The 17,748-nt window shown below is 36.5% G+C and carries 16 protein-coding genes; 3 read left to right on the top strand and 13 right to left on the bottom strand.

What is annotated here, in order from left to right; genetic code table 11:
- The 13 genes from CLV62_RS21660 to CLV62_RS04125 form a co-directional block, all read right to left on the bottom strand.
- The coding region (locus tag CLV62_RS21660) for a leucine-rich repeat domain-containing protein (RefSeq protein ID WP_170120010.1) at window positions 1-1,211 on the bottom strand (1,211 nt) is incomplete at its 3' end.
- Window positions 1,212-1,470: 259 nt separating this feature from the next.
- On the bottom strand, window positions 1,471-2,583 hold the full coding sequence (locus CLV62_RS04180) for an ABC transporter permease (protein ID WP_110309539.1): 1,113 nt from the start codon (window positions 2,581-2,583) through the stop codon (window positions 1,471-1,473).
- A 2-nt stretch (window positions 2,584-2,585) separates the two neighbouring features.
- The gene (locus tag CLV62_RS04175) at window positions 2,586-3,695 is read right to left on the bottom strand and encodes an ABC transporter permease (RefSeq protein ID WP_110309538.1); all 1,110 of its coding nucleotides are present in this window, start codon (window positions 3,693-3,695) and stop codon (window positions 2,586-2,588) included.
- A complete protein-coding gene (locus tag CLV62_RS04170; protein WP_170120009.1) occupies window positions 3,692-4,219 on the bottom strand; it encodes an HXXEE domain-containing protein in 528 nt (175 codons plus the stop codon). The genes CLV62_RS04175 and CLV62_RS04170 overlap by 4 nt, the downstream gene beginning before the upstream one ends.
- Window positions 4,220-4,232: 13 nt before the next feature.
- Window positions 4,233-4,976, bottom strand: a complete 744-nt coding sequence (locus tag CLV62_RS04165) for an ABC transporter ATP-binding protein (RefSeq protein WP_110309536.1) — start codon at window positions 4,974-4,976, stop codon at window positions 4,233-4,235.
- On the bottom strand, window positions 4,973-5,887 hold the full coding sequence (locus CLV62_RS04160; RefSeq protein ID WP_110309535.1) for an ABC transporter ATP-binding protein: 915 nt from the start codon (window positions 5,885-5,887) through the stop codon (window positions 4,973-4,975). The genes CLV62_RS04165 and CLV62_RS04160 overlap by 4 nt, the downstream gene beginning before the upstream one ends.
- Before the next feature lie 18 nt (window positions 5,888-5,905).
- On the bottom strand, window positions 5,906-6,802 hold the full coding sequence (locus CLV62_RS04155) for an HlyD family secretion protein (RefSeq protein ID WP_110309534.1): 897 nt from the start codon (window positions 6,800-6,802) through the stop codon (window positions 5,906-5,908).
- 129 nt (window positions 6,803-6,931) lie between these two features.
- On the bottom strand, window positions 6,932-8,191 hold the full coding sequence (locus CLV62_RS04150; protein ID WP_110309701.1) for a TolC family protein: 1,260 nt from the start codon (window positions 8,189-8,191) through the stop codon (window positions 6,932-6,934).
- Window positions 8,192-8,261: 70 nt separating this feature from the next.
- Window positions 8,262-8,876 carry a TetR/AcrR family transcriptional regulator gene (locus tag CLV62_RS04145; protein ID WP_170120008.1) on the bottom strand — a complete coding sequence of 205 codons (615 nt, stop codon included), beginning with the start codon at window positions 8,874-8,876 and terminating at the stop codon, window positions 8,262-8,264.
- Window positions 8,877-9,065: 189 nt separating this feature from the next.
- Window positions 9,066-10,139 (bottom strand): toxic anion resistance protein, encoded by a 1,074-nt coding sequence (locus CLV62_RS04140; RefSeq protein WP_110309532.1) that lies wholly within the window; start codon window positions 10,137-10,139, stop codon window positions 9,066-9,068.
- A gap of 15 nt (window positions 10,140-10,154) precedes the next feature.
- Window positions 10,155-12,209: a BREX system ATP-binding domain-containing protein gene (locus CLV62_RS04135; protein WP_110309531.1), complete on the bottom strand. Its 2,055-nt coding sequence runs from the start codon at window positions 12,207-12,209 to the stop codon at window positions 10,155-10,157.
- A 93-nt stretch (window positions 12,210-12,302) separates the two neighbouring features.
- Entirely contained in the window at window positions 12,303-13,103 is an 801-nt protein-coding gene (locus CLV62_RS04130; RefSeq protein WP_110309530.1) for a metal-dependent hydrolase, read from the bottom strand.
- Window positions 13,104-13,109: 6 nt separating this feature from the next.
- Complete coding sequence (locus CLV62_RS04125) at window positions 13,110-14,357, bottom strand: tellurite resistance TerB C-terminal domain-containing protein (RefSeq protein WP_110309529.1); 1,248 nt, start codon at window positions 14,355-14,357, stop codon at window positions 13,110-13,112.
- A 167-nt stretch (window positions 14,358-14,524) separates the two neighbouring features.
- On the opposite strand from CLV62_RS04125, the gene CLV62_RS04120 reads away from it, so the two are divergent.
- The 3 genes from CLV62_RS04120 to CLV62_RS04110 all read left to right on the top strand — a co-directional run bounded on the left by CLV62_RS04120 (window position 14,525) and on the right by CLV62_RS04110 (window position 17,705).
- Window positions 14,525-15,430 carry an ABC transporter ATP-binding protein gene (locus CLV62_RS04120; protein ID WP_110309528.1) on the top strand — a complete coding sequence of 302 codons (906 nt, stop codon included), beginning with the start codon at window positions 14,525-14,527 and terminating at the stop codon, window positions 15,428-15,430.
- Window positions 15,427-16,713, top strand: coding sequence for an ABC transporter permease (locus CLV62_RS04115; protein ID WP_110309527.1), 1,287 nt, complete (start codon window positions 15,427-15,429; stop codon window positions 16,711-16,713). The genes CLV62_RS04120 and CLV62_RS04115 overlap by 4 nt, the downstream gene beginning before the upstream one ends.
- Window positions 16,714-16,811: 98 nt before the next feature.
- The gene (locus tag CLV62_RS04110; RefSeq protein WP_110309526.1) at window positions 16,812-17,705 is read left to right on the top strand and encodes a bile acid:sodium symporter; all 894 of its coding nucleotides are present in this window, start codon (window positions 16,812-16,814) and stop codon (window positions 17,703-17,705) included.
- The last annotated feature ends 43 nt before the right edge of the window (window positions 17,706-17,748 follow it).

The following is a 17,748-nucleotide window of genomic DNA, read 5'->3' as shown; positions in this document are numbered from 1 at the left end:
TCGGAAAAGTTCAACGTCTCAACACTGATATTACCAAATGTATACTGACCGATATACGCTAGACTGCCTTTGGTTTTACTCAAATCAAAGCTGCTTTTGATTTGGTATAACGCACCATTGCCCAGTGATTCAACACTGGAGGGGAAAATTAATGGACTAGTCAGAGTAGTATTCTTAAAACAATTATCGCCGATAGTTTTTATACCTTCATGCAGGGTAACACTACCGGTAAAACTCTCAAAAAGACAATTCGGTAAAGATATTAGATGCAAGGGTAAAATAACATGACCTCTGTACTCTTTAAAAGGATTATTGACACCATTTATTCCAAAACTACTCAGTTTGGTAAAATCGGAAAAGTTCAACGTCTCAACACTGATATTACCAAATGTATACTGACCGATATACGCTAGACTGCCTTTGGTTTTACTTAAGTCAAAGCTGCTTTTGATTTGGTATAACGCACCATTGCCCAGTGATTCAACACTGGAGGGGAAAATTAATGGACTAGTCAGAGTAGTATTCTTAAAACAATTATCGCCGATAGTTTTTATACCTTCATGCAGGGTAACACTACCGGTAAAACTCTCAAAAAGACAATTTGGTAAAGATATTAGATGCAAGGGTAAAATAACATGACCTCTGTACTCTTTAAAGGGATTAGAAGACCCATTAATACCAAAACTACTCAGCTTGCTAAAATCCGAGAAATCCAATGTTGCAGCACTGATATTACCAAATGCATACTGACCGATATACGCTAGACTGCCTTTGGTTTTGCTTAAGTCAAAGCTGCTTCTGATTTGGTACAACGCACCGTTGCCCAGTGATTCAACACTGGAGGGGAAAATTAATGGACTAGTCAGAGTAGTATTCTTAAAACAATTATCGCCGATAGTTTTAATGTCTTCCGGCAATACAATCCTATCCATAACTCTATTCTCAAATGCCGAAGCCGGTATCGCCCCGTTTACAATATTAACAGTAGACATATCCAATACCTTGAGTAAAGACATCTGCTTGATTGTAGTAAAATCGGCGTCATTAATAGTACCGGTAAGGGTCAGTTCACTGACTTTTGTTTTATCATCTCCAAGAGAGAGGGACAATGTTCCCGGGGTCGTGACATCAATTGTCTTCGACAATTGTGCATGCGAATACGTTATACTCAGAAAAACACTGAGTAATGTTAAGAAAAGTTTGTTCTTCATTTTGTTTTTGTTAGTTTATAATTAAAAGCTGATTGTGTTTTCACAAGAGAGGCTCTATCGAAATCTAATAGATAAAATTGGGTCGCACATCTTTGGAAATTAAAACTTAGACGACCTCCTTGTGTTAATTAAAAATCAAATATAACAATTAAAAATAAACAAAATCTCTTTTTATTTCTAAAAAAATCTCACATAGGCTAATACTTAGAAAAAGAGATCCCAATTAACAGTTAAATGAAAAAACAGAATAATACATAATCTAACTACTCTTTCTATAACTCAACACAGCCCAACCGTTAAAGAATAATGCGAAGCAACATAAAGCAATCATCTGCATTGTGAGATCTGTAATACCACTACCTTTCAAATACACCATTCTCATTACCTGTATAAAGTATTTCAGCGGATTAAAAGCTGTAATATCTTGTGCCCACTGGGGCATACTTGATATTGGGGTAAATAGCCCGCTCATCAGAATAAAAATCATAATAAAGAAGAACATCACAAACATAGCCTGCTGCATCGTATTGGAATAGTTCGACACAACTAACCCAAAGCCGGAAACAACTAAGATATACAGACTGGCAAATAGGTAAAGAGTCGTTAGACGACCTGCGGGTATCAATCCATATATAGTTGCAGCCAATGTAATACAAAGTGTAAGAGCTAACAGACCCACTATCCAATAAGGAATTAGTTTAGCCAAAATAAAAGTTAACTTATTAACAGGAGTAACATTCATCTGCTCGATAGTACCTATTTCTTTTTCACCCACAATATTCAATGCAGGTAAAAATCCACATAGCATAGTTAATAATGTTACCATTATTGCAGGAGCCATAAATACTTTATAGTCCAAATACGGATTGAAACGATTTTGAGGTACTATATTTATTATTGGTAAAGTTGCCATTACAGGAGCCTGTTTCCATTCATCTCTTATTTCACTCGTATAATCCTGCAATATTATAGAGAGATAAGAAGCTCCTAAACCGCCCTTCATACCATTGACCGAATTGGCTGAAATCATCACATTGGCTGATCCTTCTGTTATCAAGTGCCTTTCGAAATCGGCTTGAATTTCTAAGATTATATCCGCTTTATCAGATTCTATACTTTGCAAAGCTTCATTATTGGATGCAGAAACATCTGTCAAATTAAAATACCCCGAAGCTGTTACTTTCTGAATCAGACGTTCCGAGTATGTACTATGATCATTATCAACAATGCTCAATCTCAAATTCTTTATTTCCTGATTAGCAGCCCAGGGAAAGACAAGCATCATCATGAGTGGCATGGCAATAATCATTCTTGGAAGAAACGAATTTCTAAGAATCTGCTTAAACTCTTTTTCTAAAAGAAATTTTATCATGATCAATTAAGTCTGGTTTTGAAATTCTTAAGACTAACGGTGATTAAAAAAACTCCCATACCTAATAGTACAGCCAGTTCTTTATAGACCGAAGTAATGCCTAATCCTTGTATCATCAACTTCCTGACAGCTGAAATATACCATTTTGCAGGAATAATATCCGATATCCATTGAAGGACAACAGGCATACTTTCTATAGGAAATATCATTCCCGACAGAATCATCACCGGAAGTATCATTCCCATCCCTGAAACCAGCATGGCAGCAACTTGTGTTTCGGCAATAGTCGAAATAAGTATACCCAGCGACAGTGCTACCATTATGAATAACAGAGAAATCCCAATCAATGAATAGAAATTTCCCGATACTGGCACTTTCAATATATAAATAGACAGCAATAGAATTGTAGTAAGATTGATTATGGATATTGCAAAATAAGGAATAGCCTTCGCAACAATAATATAAATAGGTTTCATCGGTGACGCCAACAAAATCTCCATTGTACCCGTCTCTTTCTCACGAACAATTGATATAGAAGTCATCATAGCGCATATGAGCATAAATATCAACCCCATTACTCCGGGAACAAAATTATATGCACTCTTAATCTGAGGATTATAAAGCATCTTCATCTCCGGTTTTATTCGTATCGGAATCTTATACTCCTGTAAAAGTTCCTGCTGATATGAGTTTATTATACTTGTTGCATATCCCGAAAGGGTTGTAGCCTGATTGGGGTCGGTAGCATCTGCAATCAATTGTATAGATGCTTCCCCTGTATGTAAGAGGTTTTCATTGAATTTTTCATCAAATACAACAACCAGATTAATATTGTGATTCTCCTTAAATACTGCATTTATCTCATCAGGATTATTCAACATCTTCACCACATGAAAATATTGGCTGGCATCCAGTTGGTTAATTATGCGCTCTGTTGAAATATCTTTTGATGGATCGAACACAGCAACTTGTACATTCCTTACCTCTGTTGTTATAGCAAAACCGAAAAGAAGCATCTGTATAACGGGAATCCCCAATATAATCATCATCGTTCTTGTATCGCGAAAGATATGGAAGAACTCTTTTTTCACAAATGATAAGAACTGTTTCATTCAATTGATCTTTTTTTATCGAACTTTTCTGCAAGGCCATGAGCTAGAAGAAGATTTACCACCATAAAAAACACACCTGCCAATGACAGCAAAATAATTTCGGGTACAGTAAATAACTGACTTCTCAAAATTACTATAAACCCATATATGCAATATAATAAAGCAAGTATAGCAGTCACTATAGCAGGTATGTACCTTCTGAGTACAATCCATTGAATAATATGGGCAAACAGATGAATAAAAAAAGCCATAAATACTGCCAGCCAAATACTGTAATAGTCAAAATAGAAAGCAGTGAAAGTTATTATACACAACAATATAAATTCCTCAAAAACAGCTAAAGCAAATGCAGGCACAGATAATGCTTCCATACGTGGCAATAAGCGTTTGTCTAAAAATGGAAATCGTTTTTTCAAGTAGAGACTATTTTTAGTAACCCATGGTTTGAAGAAAATTATTTCCTCAAAGTCATGCATTATAAAAACAATAGGCAATAACCATACTATTATTTGAAGTTCGTCCATATCTAACTCAACTTTAGTTGTCCGATCGTGTTGCCTTTCTTGCCAATTGCTGAAATACCTCATCCATAGTATCAGCTTCAAATTGCAACTTCAGTTTTTTAGGTGTATCCAAAGCCTCTATTTTACCATCAACCATAATCGATACACGATTGCAATATTCCGCCTCATCCATATAGTGAGTGGTCACAAAGGCAGTAATTCCTCTGTCGGTGGCTGCATAGATAAGTTCCCAGAATTGGCGGCGGGTTACAGGATCAACGCCTCCCGTGGGCTCATCCAAGAAAACTACTTTCGGCTCATGGAATATAGATACCGAGAAAGCCAGTTTCTGCTTCCATCCCAATGGCAATTCTCTTACGAGCGTATTACGCTCAGCTAAGAAACCCAGTTCATCGAGGATTAAATCTGTTTTTGATGCAATCCGCTTTGATTCCATTCCATAGATTCCTCCAAACAAGCGGATATTTTCCCAGACTTTCAAGTCTTCATACAACGAGAATTTTTGGCTCATATATCCTATGTTTTTCTTAACTTTTTCAGACTCTTTCAGGATGTCATATCCGGCAACAGCACCTTTACCCGATGTAGGATGGCTCAACCCGCAGAGCATACGCATAGCTGTGGTTTTCCCTGCTCCGTTAGCTCCCAGGAAACCGAATATTTCACCCTTATCTACACTGAAGGATATATTATCGACAGCAGTAAATGCTCCAAATTTCTTTGTCAGGTTTTCGGTATATATTACAGGTTCATTCATATAGCTACCTTTTGTGCCAATTGCATATAACAATCCTCTATATTTGGTTTCATCGGATAGATTTCGATATCCACATGACCTTTTTCTTTTAGATAATTTTCCAGCTTTTCCATCTTCAAATCCTCTTTTACCGTTATATGGTGGACTTCGCCAAATGTAAAGCAGGTCTTTATAGGATCATACTGCCTCAAATCATTCAGAAGCCTGAACATCTCTGCACTTTTCACAGCCCAAAGTATTTCAGTAAACCGTTCAATGATATTATCAGGTGTATCAACTTGCAGAAAAGTTCCTTCCTGAATCAGAGCAATACGGTCACAAAGCATAGCCTCATCCATATAGGGAGTCGATACCAGTATTGTTATATTCTGTTCTTTCAGATTCCGGAGCATCTCCCAAAATTCTTTTCGGGAAACAGGATCGACACCCGTTGTAGGCTCATCCAAAAATAATACAGTCGGTTTATGAATCAAAGCACAGCTGAGTGCCAGCTTTTGCTTCATTCCTCCTGACAATTTTCCGGCTCTACGATCTTTAAACGGTTCTATCTGGCTGTAAATATCTTTGATCAGATCGTAGTTCTCCTTTATAGTGGTATTGAAAACTGTGGCGAAGAATTCGAGATTTTCCTCCACTGTCAAATCCTGATAAAGAGAAAACTTTCCGGGCATGTACCCTATCCTATTTCGAATCTGCTTATAATCTTTGACAATATCCAATCCATCTACTTTTGCGGTTCCACTTTCAGCAAGCAAAAGAGTGGTAAGAATACGAAAAAGCGAAGTTTTACCTGCTCCATCGGGACCGATAATACCATATATTTCCCCTTGCCGAACCTCGAAACTGATATTATTCAGTGCCTGAATATCTCCGTATTTCTTATTTATATTTTGTACTGAAATCGCAACCATATCTTTAAGTACTTTACCTTATAGTTTTATTTCTCCGTACATTCCTCGTTTGATATAGCCATCGTTCTTTACGGCTATCTTTACAGCATAAACCAGATTAGCACGTTCGTCCCGTGTTTGTATCGTTTTAGGCGTAAACTCGGCTTTATCGGATATCCATCCTACCGTACCCGAATATTCCTTTCGGTCTGCTTCTCCCAAATCGGAGAATACTTTCACGGTTTGTCCTACTTTCAATTGAGTCAACTGGCTTGCTGTGATGTATGCCCTAAGGATCATATTTTCAATGTCTCCCACTTTAAACAAAGCTTTACCTTGCACGGCAAGTTCTCCTTGTTCTGCATATTTAGATAGTATCGTTCCTTTGATAGGGCTTTTAATCACCGATTTTGCAATCTGGTCATTTAATTGGGCTACTTGTATTTGCATGGAAGAACTTTCTTCGGAGATACCTCGATTCGAATTCATCAATACTTCAGTCTGTGCAGCCAATTGTTTTTCGAGGTAAAGAATCTGTGCATTGATGTCATCCAATTGTTTTTGATTGGCTGCATTCGATTTCACCAGATTCTCGAAACGTGCCTGTTCTTTTTTTTGTGTAGCAATCTGTTGTTGTATTGCCGCAATTTGTCTCGGCACATCCGTTTGTTTACTTTTTACGGCCTGATTACTTGCCAATAACTGCATCTTTTTAAGATATAGTTGTGTTGTATCAATATACCCCAGAGGCACATCAGGATTGACGATTTGCCCCTCTTCCAGATTAAATTCTAATATTTTTCCGTTTGCTTCGGATGAAACGATAACCTCCGTAGTTTCGAATATTCCCGAAGCATCATAGTCGCCCTTTTTATTTCCGCATGCAACAAATAAAAAGCTTATAACTAGAATGAATACTGCTTTTATAGTTCTCATATATTTTATCTTAAATATTTCCGAGCTGTGTCAGACCTTAATTAAGGTCTTAGACCTTTTTATTGCTTTGGTAAGCATAACAGTGAGTAGCCTGTTATAATCCGAAAGTATATCATTAAATATTTTCATTTACTTATTAGTTGTATATTTCAGATTATAGATAGATAGTAAGAGCTCTATTTCATGCTGAATTTTATCTTGTTTAGCTAAATCCTCGGCATTTACTTCTCTCATAAGATCTGTTACCGTTAAAGTTCCATTTGCAACCTTTACTTCTGCCGATTTCTTGACATTGTTGCGAAGAGTTATTATGTCATCATCATACTTAAGTAAATCGCGATTTCTCTTCACTTCACTTTGTTCCTGAGTTACTTCCAGATTGGTATTGAAGAGGAATGTTTCCTTTTCGGCGGCTAACGAACTCTGATTGGCTTCGATCAGTTTATGATCGTTCTTTTCAGTATAAAGTCCTCCAAAATTCCACGACAAACGAACACCTGCTATATAATAAGCTGCAAATTTATCTTCCAGCATATTCAAGCCGGGTCTTCCATATCCTCCGGTAGCAAACAGACCCAGCTTTGGCATATAACCTGCCTTAATTTGTTTTTTCTGTGTTTCGAGATCATTATACTGTGCATCAAATAAGTGTAATTCAGGACGTCCAATTTGTGACGATAATAACTGATTCTCCGAATTTGGTTTCTCCAAAACAGTATTTTCATTGATCGATTCTCCGATCAATACGGACAACATATCAATAAAAGCTTTTCTATTCGAAGCTAATTGAGTTTGTGTCTGTATCGTTTTTAGCTGTTCCACTTTTATGGCATCCAAATCAGACTGATTGGCAACTCCATTTTCAATATAGCTTGAAATGAGATTAAAATTTCGCTCTAGCTCCTCTTGAAGTAATTGATTCTGCTTGATTTTTGCATCGAACAATAGTATACCAAAATACAATTGATTTACTCTGTCATTAATAGTATACAGATTAACTTCCAGCTGTTTAGCAGCAACCTCTGATGCTGTTTTAGCCATTTCCTTTTTAGAACTGATAACTCCACCGTCCCAGATTGACTGATTCACATCCAACGTTACCCCATATTGATCCTGACTCAGAGGTCTTATATTAACTCCCGGTACAGAAATAGGAAGATGCGGAACATCCGATTGATAGGTAGCTTTAGCTGACATCGAGAATTGAGGTAAGTATCCTTTACCTGCATTCGACAAGTTATATTCCTTTGTCTTCTCTATCAAGCCGTACCGCTTAATCAAAGGATAATTCTGCTTCGCTTTTTCCTGACAAGCCTCAATTGTCAGTTGTGCAGATGCCATAAAGCAACCGTTTATCAAAACACACAGAATGAGTAATATTTTTTTCATATTTTCAGATGAAGTTTCCATTCCACGAACATTATTACTTAACAATTTTGTTAGTTGTAGTCTAAAAAAATTAAACTCTCAACCCATTTATAATAAACAGAATATTATTTTCTCTTCTTTGGAGAAGAAGCTTTTCAACCTCTTTGCTATCTCGTCTTATAACCTGCAATAAAGGCATAGCCAGAAATGTAATTGCATTCAAAGCAATTATGTTCATCAACAATTCGGTAGGTCGGATAAAACGGATAGTGCCATTCTCCACCTCAGTATCTATTCCCTCTTTTAGTCTTCTTACTATATTCTTCAATTTAGGGAATACACTCTTTACAAGCATTTTTTTCCGTTCATCATCTGTTATTATTTCACCATAAATAAAAAAGAGTAACCTGGGGTTAGCAGCGACAAAATCGTAATGATTGCCTATAGCTAATCTTAACTGTTCTGAAAAAGGTAGATCCTGATTAAATGACTGCGAGAAAGATTCAGCTAGAGTCTTTATTTTTTGCTGATAAACCATAGAGAACAAATTCTCCTTGGTTCTGAAATAATAATGAATCATTGCATGATTTACCCCTGCACGCTTTGCAATGGCAGTAGTTTTAGCTCCGGCAAAACCCTTCTCCAGAAATTCATGCTCGGCAGCCTCTAATATGGTTTGTTCGGTAGTTATATCTTTCTTTTCCACTATCAACTTATTTGTTTAATAATTTTGTTAACAATGCAAATATAGGAGATATCTTATAAAATACAAACATTTACAGAATAAAATTATAAAGTAAAAAATCCGGGTTCTTAAATTACAGGCTAACTTTTAGAACTTAGAATCACCTATTTACAACCTAGCTGAACAGAGAAACGGCTAAAATATCCTTCCTCAGATATTCTCCAATCCACTAGCCAGTTGGCTCAACTCTCTTTCGGCACTAAGCAAACCGGATTCAGCTTGCCCTCTCAATCGACTCCCTTCTTGCTGTACATTCAAAACATCACGGACAGTTGTTAGTAAACTACCGTTTATCTCTTGAAGAGTAGATAAGCTTACAATTTCGCGCTCATTTTCTCCAGCAATCTGAGAGCTCAATTTACCGAGTGTCTTACTATTACGCCTCATGGCTTTATTGATAAATAAAGACAAAGTACGCTGAGCCTCCAACACTTGTTGAGAGTTAGCAATATTCAACGATAAAATCATCTGATTTTTCCACAAAGGCAAAGTATTCAACATACAGGATTGAAGTTTATCCAACAATGATGTGTTATTACTTTGTATCAACCTTATTTGTGCCGCCAGTTGCATGGAGACAACCTTACTCAATTTCAGGTTATGTACTCGCCTCTCCAGTCTTTGGAGTTGCTCTTCGAGCTTTTGAGCTTCAAATCTCAACTGAGAATCTTGATTTTCTTGTGCCTTTGCTTTTAGATATGGTAACTCTTTCTTTAAGTCTTGTACTTTTAATTCTCCTGCATATATGTAAAGTGAAAGATTCTCAAAATGCTGCTTATTTTGCTCAAACATTTTTTCGAGTATCTTCAAATCAACTGACAATGTCTGGTACTGTTTTTCTAGCTGACGATCTATATCAGAGACAGTCTTTTCTGTTTTTTTGTATTCATTATTAATTCTGAAAATACGCTTTTTATTACTCTCAAATAGTCGACAGATGCTCCATTTAGTAATCGATCTATCAAAGTTTTTTAATTCAAAAACCAATGTGCTTAATGTATTATCAATAGCAAGAGTATTCTTCGACCGCATTTGCTTCAAGACTATTTCCGAAAATGCTCCCAGTTGGTTTTGAGAGACAATGCCATATTGCATGGCTGAAGTATTATTCAAATCTATTTTCGATTTTATTTTTTCGATCTGCTCTTGATACAGAGGCGTAATATCCACTGATTTCTCAATCAGATCGTCACCGAGGATACTTATCTTAAACAATTCTCCCATTTAAAATGCGTTTTTTTATGACTCTATAAAACCTTTATTCCGCAAATTATCAAGATATACTTCCGATTCTGCATCTACGCTCATCATCTCCGTTTTAAAGATAGTATTTAACTCTTGTTCAAAAGCACTTCCTGCCGTCCTTATAGCTTCCTCTATACGTTGCATCGAAGTTTTTGTTTCTTCTGTCTCTAAACCCGAATTTTCAAGAAGACAATATTGACTCAGAAGTTTAGATAAAGTTTCGGTATGCCTTAGAAAGAATGTTTCTTCTGTTGATGAATCTTTTTCCTGAATAATAAAAGCAACTCGTTCCATTTTAGAAAGACTCATTTTTATCTCTGCATTTTTAATCAGCTTATTCCAATAAGCTAATTCCGCAGCCAGAGTTTTTCGCTCTAATATTTCTATTTGAGATTCTAAAAGAGCAATCAAAGGCTTTATTTGAACATTAGGGATCAAATCAACACTCAACTTCTCATCATTACGGGTTATATATAAAGAACTGTTCTGAGTACCTCTGGCATAATGCAATTCAGTAATCTGACTATAAGGGAAAGACTCAACAAAATTCAATTGCTTATTAATAAAAACCAATCGCTTCTCGGTAGCAATCAGAGTACCTGCTTTATTCTTGAATGAACCGACTACTACCCTCAGGCAGTTTTCATCATCTAATAAGGTTTCTACTAATTTATCGGTGAATTGAGGCGAGAAGTTCAAACTCTTATACTGTTTCATTATCTTCTTGACTTTCTCGGCTCTGTCTATTTCTTGCGCTTCTTCCAGATCAAGAGGTCTTTCATCCGAAACCTGAATTTCTGCGATCAACAGGTTCTTATCCGTTTCGGGATTTTGACGAAGGATATTCAGAATATTCAAGAAATCACGAATCACCTCACGGGGAGTTAAAAATTCTGCTGCATTGGGTTTGTTATAGACCTCTTCCATAAAATGCTGGATATCTCCATCCGAAAAATCCATCGAAACATTATAGTTAAAATCGAATATCTCTTTCAGGTTTTTAAGCAGTACAAATATCTCATTATCGCTTAAAGGCATTAAGCGGATAACCGGCTGAGCAAAATCCCGAATTTTAGCAGTCTCAAACTTATTGACCTTTAATCGGGTTTTTAAGGCATCATAACTATAAAAGCCTCTGACTTTATCTTCAAGAGTTTCACTCGTTCCTGCAAAATTAAGAAACAGATGTTCTATTTTTCCCTGAAAACAATCGTTATACATGCTCATCAGTTTTTCATAGTTTTTCTGCCGCATTCCCGTATTAGATATCTTATAAAGATTGATACATTCATCAAGATTGATAACAAACCCGCTATATCCTATCTTCACAAATAGTTTCGTCAGATTTTTCAACATCTCGTAATAATTACGATCATTGATAATATCGGAAACCCCTAAATCGTTCTTAGCTTCAGTTTTAGTAGTATATTCTCCTTTAAGCCATTTCAATGCATTTTTCTTAAGCTCGTCATCCGCTGCTATAAATCCCTCGTAATATTTCACTATGACCAGACCGAAATCGAAACCTCCAACCTCTGTTATCTCATTGGTGGTTTTCATTATTGTATTCCTTATTGCAGGAAGATACTCAGTATCGCGTATTTTAGTTAATTCAATACTGTTTTCCGCAGCTGTTTGCATGATTGCCTGCTCTATCCATTTTTCCAGTAAGATAGACAAGGCTCCACCTTCGGGCTTGGTAAGAACTGCAATATTATCAACCAATGAGGTATAGAGAGATTGAGCCTTTCCATCATTAGAATAAAGACGGGTGTGTGGTGTAAAATCGGCATTACTTACCACAAATCGCTGTTTTAAAGCGACAGTTGTCAAAAGATGTAGCATGAATGATTTTCCCGATCCGAAATCGCCGATCCAGAATTTCACCATACTATGCCCTTCTTTCACATTATCCATCGCTTTCACAAACATCTCCACTTCGTCTGTTCTCCCCACAGTAATATGCTGCACCCCTATTTTGGGAACAACTCCCCCAATTAACGAGTTTATTATAGCAGTGGCTTCTTTCGGTTTTATATTTAGCTCCATTTTTCGGTTGATTATTTACAAAAGCAGTGTAACACTACAAAGATATTTATTTTCTAAAGGCAATAAGGTTAACATAATTGAATGCCGTTACAATCAAAAATTGATTTTTAAACTTCTATCCAGTTTATCCATATAACGATATAGCCTGTCACCTAGGACTCGCTTTTGTTCCTCTTTCGATTTTTGCTCCATCTTTGTATAATTGGATCTATTATCAGCATATGAATAATCGTAATGACGGGTATTGATCTGCACCAGAATCAAAAGAAAAGTAACAATGGCAACGGATAGGCTGAAAACTCCGGATTTTGACCGAATAGACTTTGAAATTGCAGGCATCGCAATATTTAAGGCAATGCAACATACTATCAGTAGAAAAATATCATAATTATTCCACCACCAGATTTTACCATATCCTCCAATATAGTTTTCCGAAGGCCAAAAGAAACCTATTCCTCCCCATACAGATGCAGGTGTGGGCAAATCTCCCGCAAGATGTGCCCAATACCCCAGTATGAAAGCTATAAAAATACTTGAATAGGTTTTATAGAAAGCCATTAAATCGCGAGATGAGTCTCTTTTTTTGATTAAATAAATAACCAAAAAAAACAAAATCGCTAAAATGAGGCTTCCTGGCAGCGAGTGAAAGAAAGCATGGTGCGAATACCAAAACTTACTTCCATAGATGACACGCCCCGAATGTGACAGATTAAACAATGCTCCAAAGGTCTGATCAAATTCAGACCACATACTTACGGCATCAATATCAGGCAATGCTCCACCGATGGCTCCCGCTGATAATATCTGAGCTTTACGAAGCGGAGTTACCTTATTATAATTGGCTACAACGGTAGCTACAGCTACACCCGAAAGAGTATGGGTTAGAATATCCATAAAAAATCAACCTTCCATTACTTTTTTATAATACTGCTCATTCAAGATATAATTATCTTCGGCTTCTTCTATCAACATATCGTCTAATAAGTCGTAACATAAATCATTGATACCATCGATTAATTGGCTTTTAAATACACCTTTCGAGTTAGCAAAGACATCAACTTCCGCAAAAGAGAGAATATATGATTGGAACACAAACATTTCTAAAAATTCTATTTGAATAATATTAAAGTCTATACTAATAGATGAAGAAGAAACTACACTTTCCATAACGGGAGTCACTTTTACTTCTGCAAACTCGTCATCCTCCAAGTACTCATTTAATAAGCCCACCACACCTATCAGGTCTTCTTTTGCTGATTTTATCGCATTTTCGTCCAGAAGAACTTTCTTTCTCTTTTTCACAAACAAGTCTTCAATCTCACTTAATGCTTTATTCAAGTTTTCATTTTTCTTATAACCTTTCAGTATTTTTTGAAAGTATTTTAATTGAGTTTCATTTTCAAATAAGATTTTTTGATGGGGTTTAGTTATAGTTTTAAATTTAAAAGTATCTGAAGCAGAACCGACATCCAAATAATGCATATAAAATTTCAAAGCTAAGACCTTGTCTTTATCCAACATAAAAGAATAAGAATCATAGCAAAGATTGCGTTTAGCAACCACAGATCCGCTTAAAGGCACCCTGCCCTTAATATCTTCATAGAACTGAATACCATCTGAAAAATCAGCTTTAAGCTTCTCGAAAATGGTTAACCATCTTTTACTATCTTCTCCATATAGTAACCTCTCCTGCTGAGCATCGAGCTCGGGCAAAGCCAAAAATTCTTTTTCTATCAGATCTCTAACCGAATCTGCAATAACTGATTCGAACCTCTTAACCTCAGCCCTTTCAGGGCTGCATACATCATTAGAAGGTAGTAAAAAAACATACTTTATCTTTAATATATAGCTACAATAATAGAACAGATCAAAATATTTACTACCTATAAGAAACGAGGGAAACTTTCGGTACACACTTAAAAACAGCCTGATGGCATTTTCCCTGCAAAAAGCTACTTTGTAAAAAGCATCCGGTCTGATCTGAGTTGAGATTTTATTCAATAAGTCCTTTTCAGCACTGCTTAAACTTAAGTTTTCAGCGTAATAGTTACCCCAACCGGAAGCTAAAGAATTCTTCGGTTTTAAGCTGGCATATACAACTAAAGATACTAAAATTATAAAAAGTACTACTACAAACAGTATTTCCATCGGTTATTCGTTAGTCTCGCAAATTTATACTTTATAATCTAGAATAATAAATTAAATTAGCAGACTAAAAGGTTACAAAATTATAGACAGATAAAAAAAACTCATGTCTCTGTGATTTTCATTACCCTATCAGCTACTAATTATAAAGAAACAACACCTAGATAAATATGATATATCTTGAAGCCAGAAACGTAATAAAGCAATATGCAGGTCATAGGGCTCTTAATGATGTGAGCATAAAAGTTCCACAAGGGAAAATTTACGGTCTGCTTGGTCCCAATGGAGCAGGCAAAACTACATTGATACGAATTATCAATCGAATCACAGCTCCCGATAGTGGCGAAGTATTTCTAAACGGTCGTCCCTCCTCTCAATCCGACATTTACAACATCGGCTATTTGCCCGAAGAAAGAGGACTTTACAAAAAAATGAAAGTAAAGGAACATGCTTTATTTCTGGCAGAGCTAAAGGGACTGAAAAAAAAGGAAGCCAACCGAAGGATAGACGAATGGTTTGAAAAATTCGATATCACTTCATGGAAAGACAAAAAGATAGAAGAGTTATCAAAAGGTATGCAACAAAAAATACAATTTATAACTACCGTTATACATGACCCCGAATTGTTAATTCTGGACGAACCATTCAGCGGGTTTGATCCGGTGAATGCGGAACTTTTGAAGAAAGAGATTCTTGAACTAAAGGAAAAAGGAAAAACAATTATCCTTTCGACTCACAACATGGAATCGGTTGAGGAACTTTGCGATGAAATCACCCTCATCAATAAATCGCAGGTAGTACTTCAAGGTAATGTAAAGGAAATACGCAACAAGTACAAGAAACATGTTTTTACCGTAATTGTAAATGGTAATGGTTTCGATTTCTCCTCCGCCTTATTTTCGTTGGAATCAAAAGAATCGAATATTGAGACCACTAAAGTAAAAATAAAGAAACTAGGGGATTCGTCCAACTCACAAATACTAAGAGAAATTACCGATAGATACGAAGTTCTTTCTTTTGAGGAAGAATTACCATCTATGAACGAAATATTCATCCAAACAGTCACAAACCTATGAATGCATTAAACCTTATTATAAAACGAGAATATCTGTCGCGGATCAAGAAAAGATCATTCGTGGTTCTCACCCTATTAATGCCTGTTCTGATGGTAGCAATAATAGCCGTTCCCCTATTACTTTCAGATATACAGGATTCGGGAATAAAACGAATTTCGGTAATCGATAATACAGGGAAATACGCCTCTCATCTGAAATCTTCGGAACATTATGCGTTCGAAATAGCAGGTAAAGAACAAAACAATCATCTAAAATCAGAAGTAGGAAAAGACATTTTCGGCATACTCCAAATTACGGGAGACTTAGCAGAAAACCCCACAGCAGCTACATTTGTATCCGAAAAACAAATACCTCTCGATTTACAAGGGTATATAAACAATACTCTGTCGGAGGTTATAAAATCGGACAAAATAAACCTGTTGGCTCAAGAGGCAAATATTGATACAAAGATCATAGTTGATATTCGGCAAGTTATCGAAACTTCCGGCAATATAAAAGTTACCACAAAAAGATGGAGTGATGACGGCTCGGAAAAAGAAACATCCTCCTCTATAGCCGCAGGAGTAGGAGGAATCTTTACCTTCATCATGTATATGTTTATACTCATGTATGGCACTATGGTAATGCAGGGTGTGGTAGAAGAGAAAAGCAACAGAATTGTAGAAGTTATGATTTCATCGGTCAAACCTTTCGATCTTATGATGGGGAAAATTATAGGTATCGGTTTAACAGGTATTACTCAACTCTGTATTTGGTTTGGTATCTTAGCTATTATTCTGGGTGCTAAAAGTACTCTTTTTGCAGAAGCTGATATGGGCGGATTATCTTCTCAATTAGCCGGTATAGAAATGTTATTTTCTATCAATTGGGCAGAGATTATTATATCCTTCTTACTCCTGTTTATCGGAGGATACCTTATCTATGCTTCGCTGTTTGCCATGTTCGGTGCTGCTGTAGATAATGCACAGGATACCCAGCAGTTTGTAATGCCTGTAACTCTTATCTTTATATTCTCGTTTTACGTGGGCATATACAGCCTTCAGAATCCCGATGGACCTCTTGCTTTCTGGTGCTCGATGATTCCGCTGACCTCGCCTATTGTTATGATGGTACGAATTCCTTTTGAGATTCCACTTTGGGAAAAAATACTATCTATAGTTATATTATATACAAGCGTTTTCTTCACAGTTAAGTTTGCTGCTAAGATTTACAGGGTCGGGATTCTTATGTATGGAAAGAAACCTAGTATAAAAGAACTTATTAAATGGTTTTCATACAAGTAATTATCAGCCAACAGTTATCAGCCGGGCAGATTTGTTAACTGCTGACTGAAAGCTGTTGGCCGAAAAAGCATATCTTTGCAGCTAAATAAAGCACAGAGATGAATATCAAAAAGATCAAATCGTACATGATGCCTGTATCTATGATTGTAGGGACATTATTTTATTCCTATCTGGCACAGCTGGCATTCATAACACCCTACCTGATCTTTTTTATGTTACTCATCACCTATACTAATATTTCACTTCGAGCTGTTCGGTTTACGATGCTTCATTTCTGGCTGTTGGCAATCCAATTAGTCGGCAGTATTGCTGCTTATGTAGCAATCCGGGGCATCGACCCTATTATTGCACAAAGCGTAATGATCTGTATTTTGGCTCCCACAGCGACTTCGGCTGTTGTTATTACAGGAATGTTAGGAGGCAATACCGCCAGCTTAACGGCATTTAGTCTTCTCAGCAATTTAACAGTTGCACTAGTAGCACCTCTTATGTTTACAATTATAGGTGATCACTCGGGTTTCTCTTTTTGGGAAGAGTTGCAGAGCATCACTCAACGAGTCTTCATTTTGCTTCTACTACCCTTTTTCCTAGCCATACTTTTAGGCAGGTTTCTGCCAAAAGTTCAGAATAAAATAAGAAACTCGCAATCATATTCGTTTTATCTATGGAATCTGGCTCTTATGATAGTAACAGCACGCAGTGTAGACTTTTTACTATTGGAGGGTCGTGCTCACTTCTCTACAGCACTAGCAATCTTCGGCTTAACTCTATTCATCTGCTGTATTCAATTTTACACCGGAAGGCGATTGGGAAGATACTACAGCGACACTGTTGCAGGAGGACAAGGCCTAGGGCAGAAAAATACAATACTCTCTATATGGATGGCTCAGACTTATCTGAATCCTATTTCATCTATTGGACCGGGAGCATACATATTGTGGCAGAACATAATCAATTCAACCCAAGTATGGCATAAACAGAGACGAAATTGACACACTGTCACAGAGTTAACAAAATTATATTTTTTATGTCAAA

This window comes from Indolivaga alginatilytica (assembly GCF_003201355.1).
GTDB classification, from domain to species: Bacteria; Bacteroidota; Bacteroidia; order Bacteroidales; family Dysgonomonadaceae; genus Dysgonomonas_A; species Dysgonomonas_A alginatilytica.
Note: the sequence above shows the minus strand (reverse complement) of the source record. Positions and strands in the feature narration are given on the sequence as shown.

What these genes read in the sequence shown, in the direction of transcription:
- CLV62_RS04125 (WP_110309529.1), bottom strand. Translation starts at nt 14,357, where the DNA reads ATGGAAATACTGTTTGTAGTAGTACTTTTTATAATTTTAGTATCTTTA.
- CLV62_RS04115 (WP_110309527.1), top strand. Translation starts at nt 15,427, where the DNA reads ATGAATGCATTAAACCTTATTATAAAACGAGAATATCTGTCGCGGATC.
- CLV62_RS04150 (WP_110309701.1), bottom strand. Translation starts at nt 8,191, where the DNA reads ATGAAAAAAATATTACTCATTCTGTGTGTTTTGATAAACGGTTGCTTT.
- CLV62_RS04160 (WP_110309535.1), bottom strand. Translation starts at nt 5,887, where the DNA reads ATGGTTGCGATTTCAGTACAAAATATAAATAAGAAATACGGAGATATT.
- CLV62_RS04110 (WP_110309526.1), top strand. Translation starts at nt 16,812, where the DNA reads ATGAATATCAAAAAGATCAAATCGTACATGATGCCTGTATCTATGATT.
- CLV62_RS04140 (WP_110309532.1), bottom strand. Translation starts at nt 10,139, where the DNA reads ATGGGAGAATTGTTTAAGATAAGTATCCTCGGTGACGATCTGATTGAG.
- CLV62_RS04135 (WP_110309531.1), bottom strand. Translation starts at nt 12,209, where the DNA reads ATGGAGCTAAATATAAAACCGAAAGAAGCCACTGCTATAATAAACTCG.
- CLV62_RS04165 (WP_110309536.1), bottom strand. Translation starts at nt 4,976, where the DNA reads ATGAATGAACCTGTAATATATACCGAAAACCTGACAAAGAAATTTGGA.
- CLV62_RS04175 (WP_110309538.1), bottom strand. Translation starts at nt 3,695, where the DNA reads ATGAAACAGTTCTTATCATTTGTGAAAAAAGAGTTCTTCCATATCTTT.
- CLV62_RS04130 (WP_110309530.1), bottom strand. Translation starts at nt 13,103, where the DNA reads ATGGATATTCTAACCCATACTCTTTCGGGTGTAGCTGTAGCTACCGTT.
- CLV62_RS04180 (WP_110309539.1), bottom strand. Translation starts at nt 2,583, where the DNA reads ATGATAAAATTTCTTTTAGAAAAAGAGTTTAAGCAGATTCTTAGAAAT.
- CLV62_RS04155 (WP_110309534.1), bottom strand. Translation starts at nt 6,802, where the DNA reads ATGAGAACTATAAAAGCAGTATTCATTCTAGTTATAAGCTTTTTATTT.
- CLV62_RS04120 (WP_110309528.1), top strand. Translation starts at nt 14,525, where the DNA reads ATGATATATCTTGAAGCCAGAAACGTAATAAAGCAATATGCAGGTCAT.
- CLV62_RS04170 (WP_170120009.1), bottom strand. Translation starts at nt 4,219, where the DNA reads ATGGACGAACTTCAAATAATAGTATGGTTATTGCCTATTGTTTTTATA.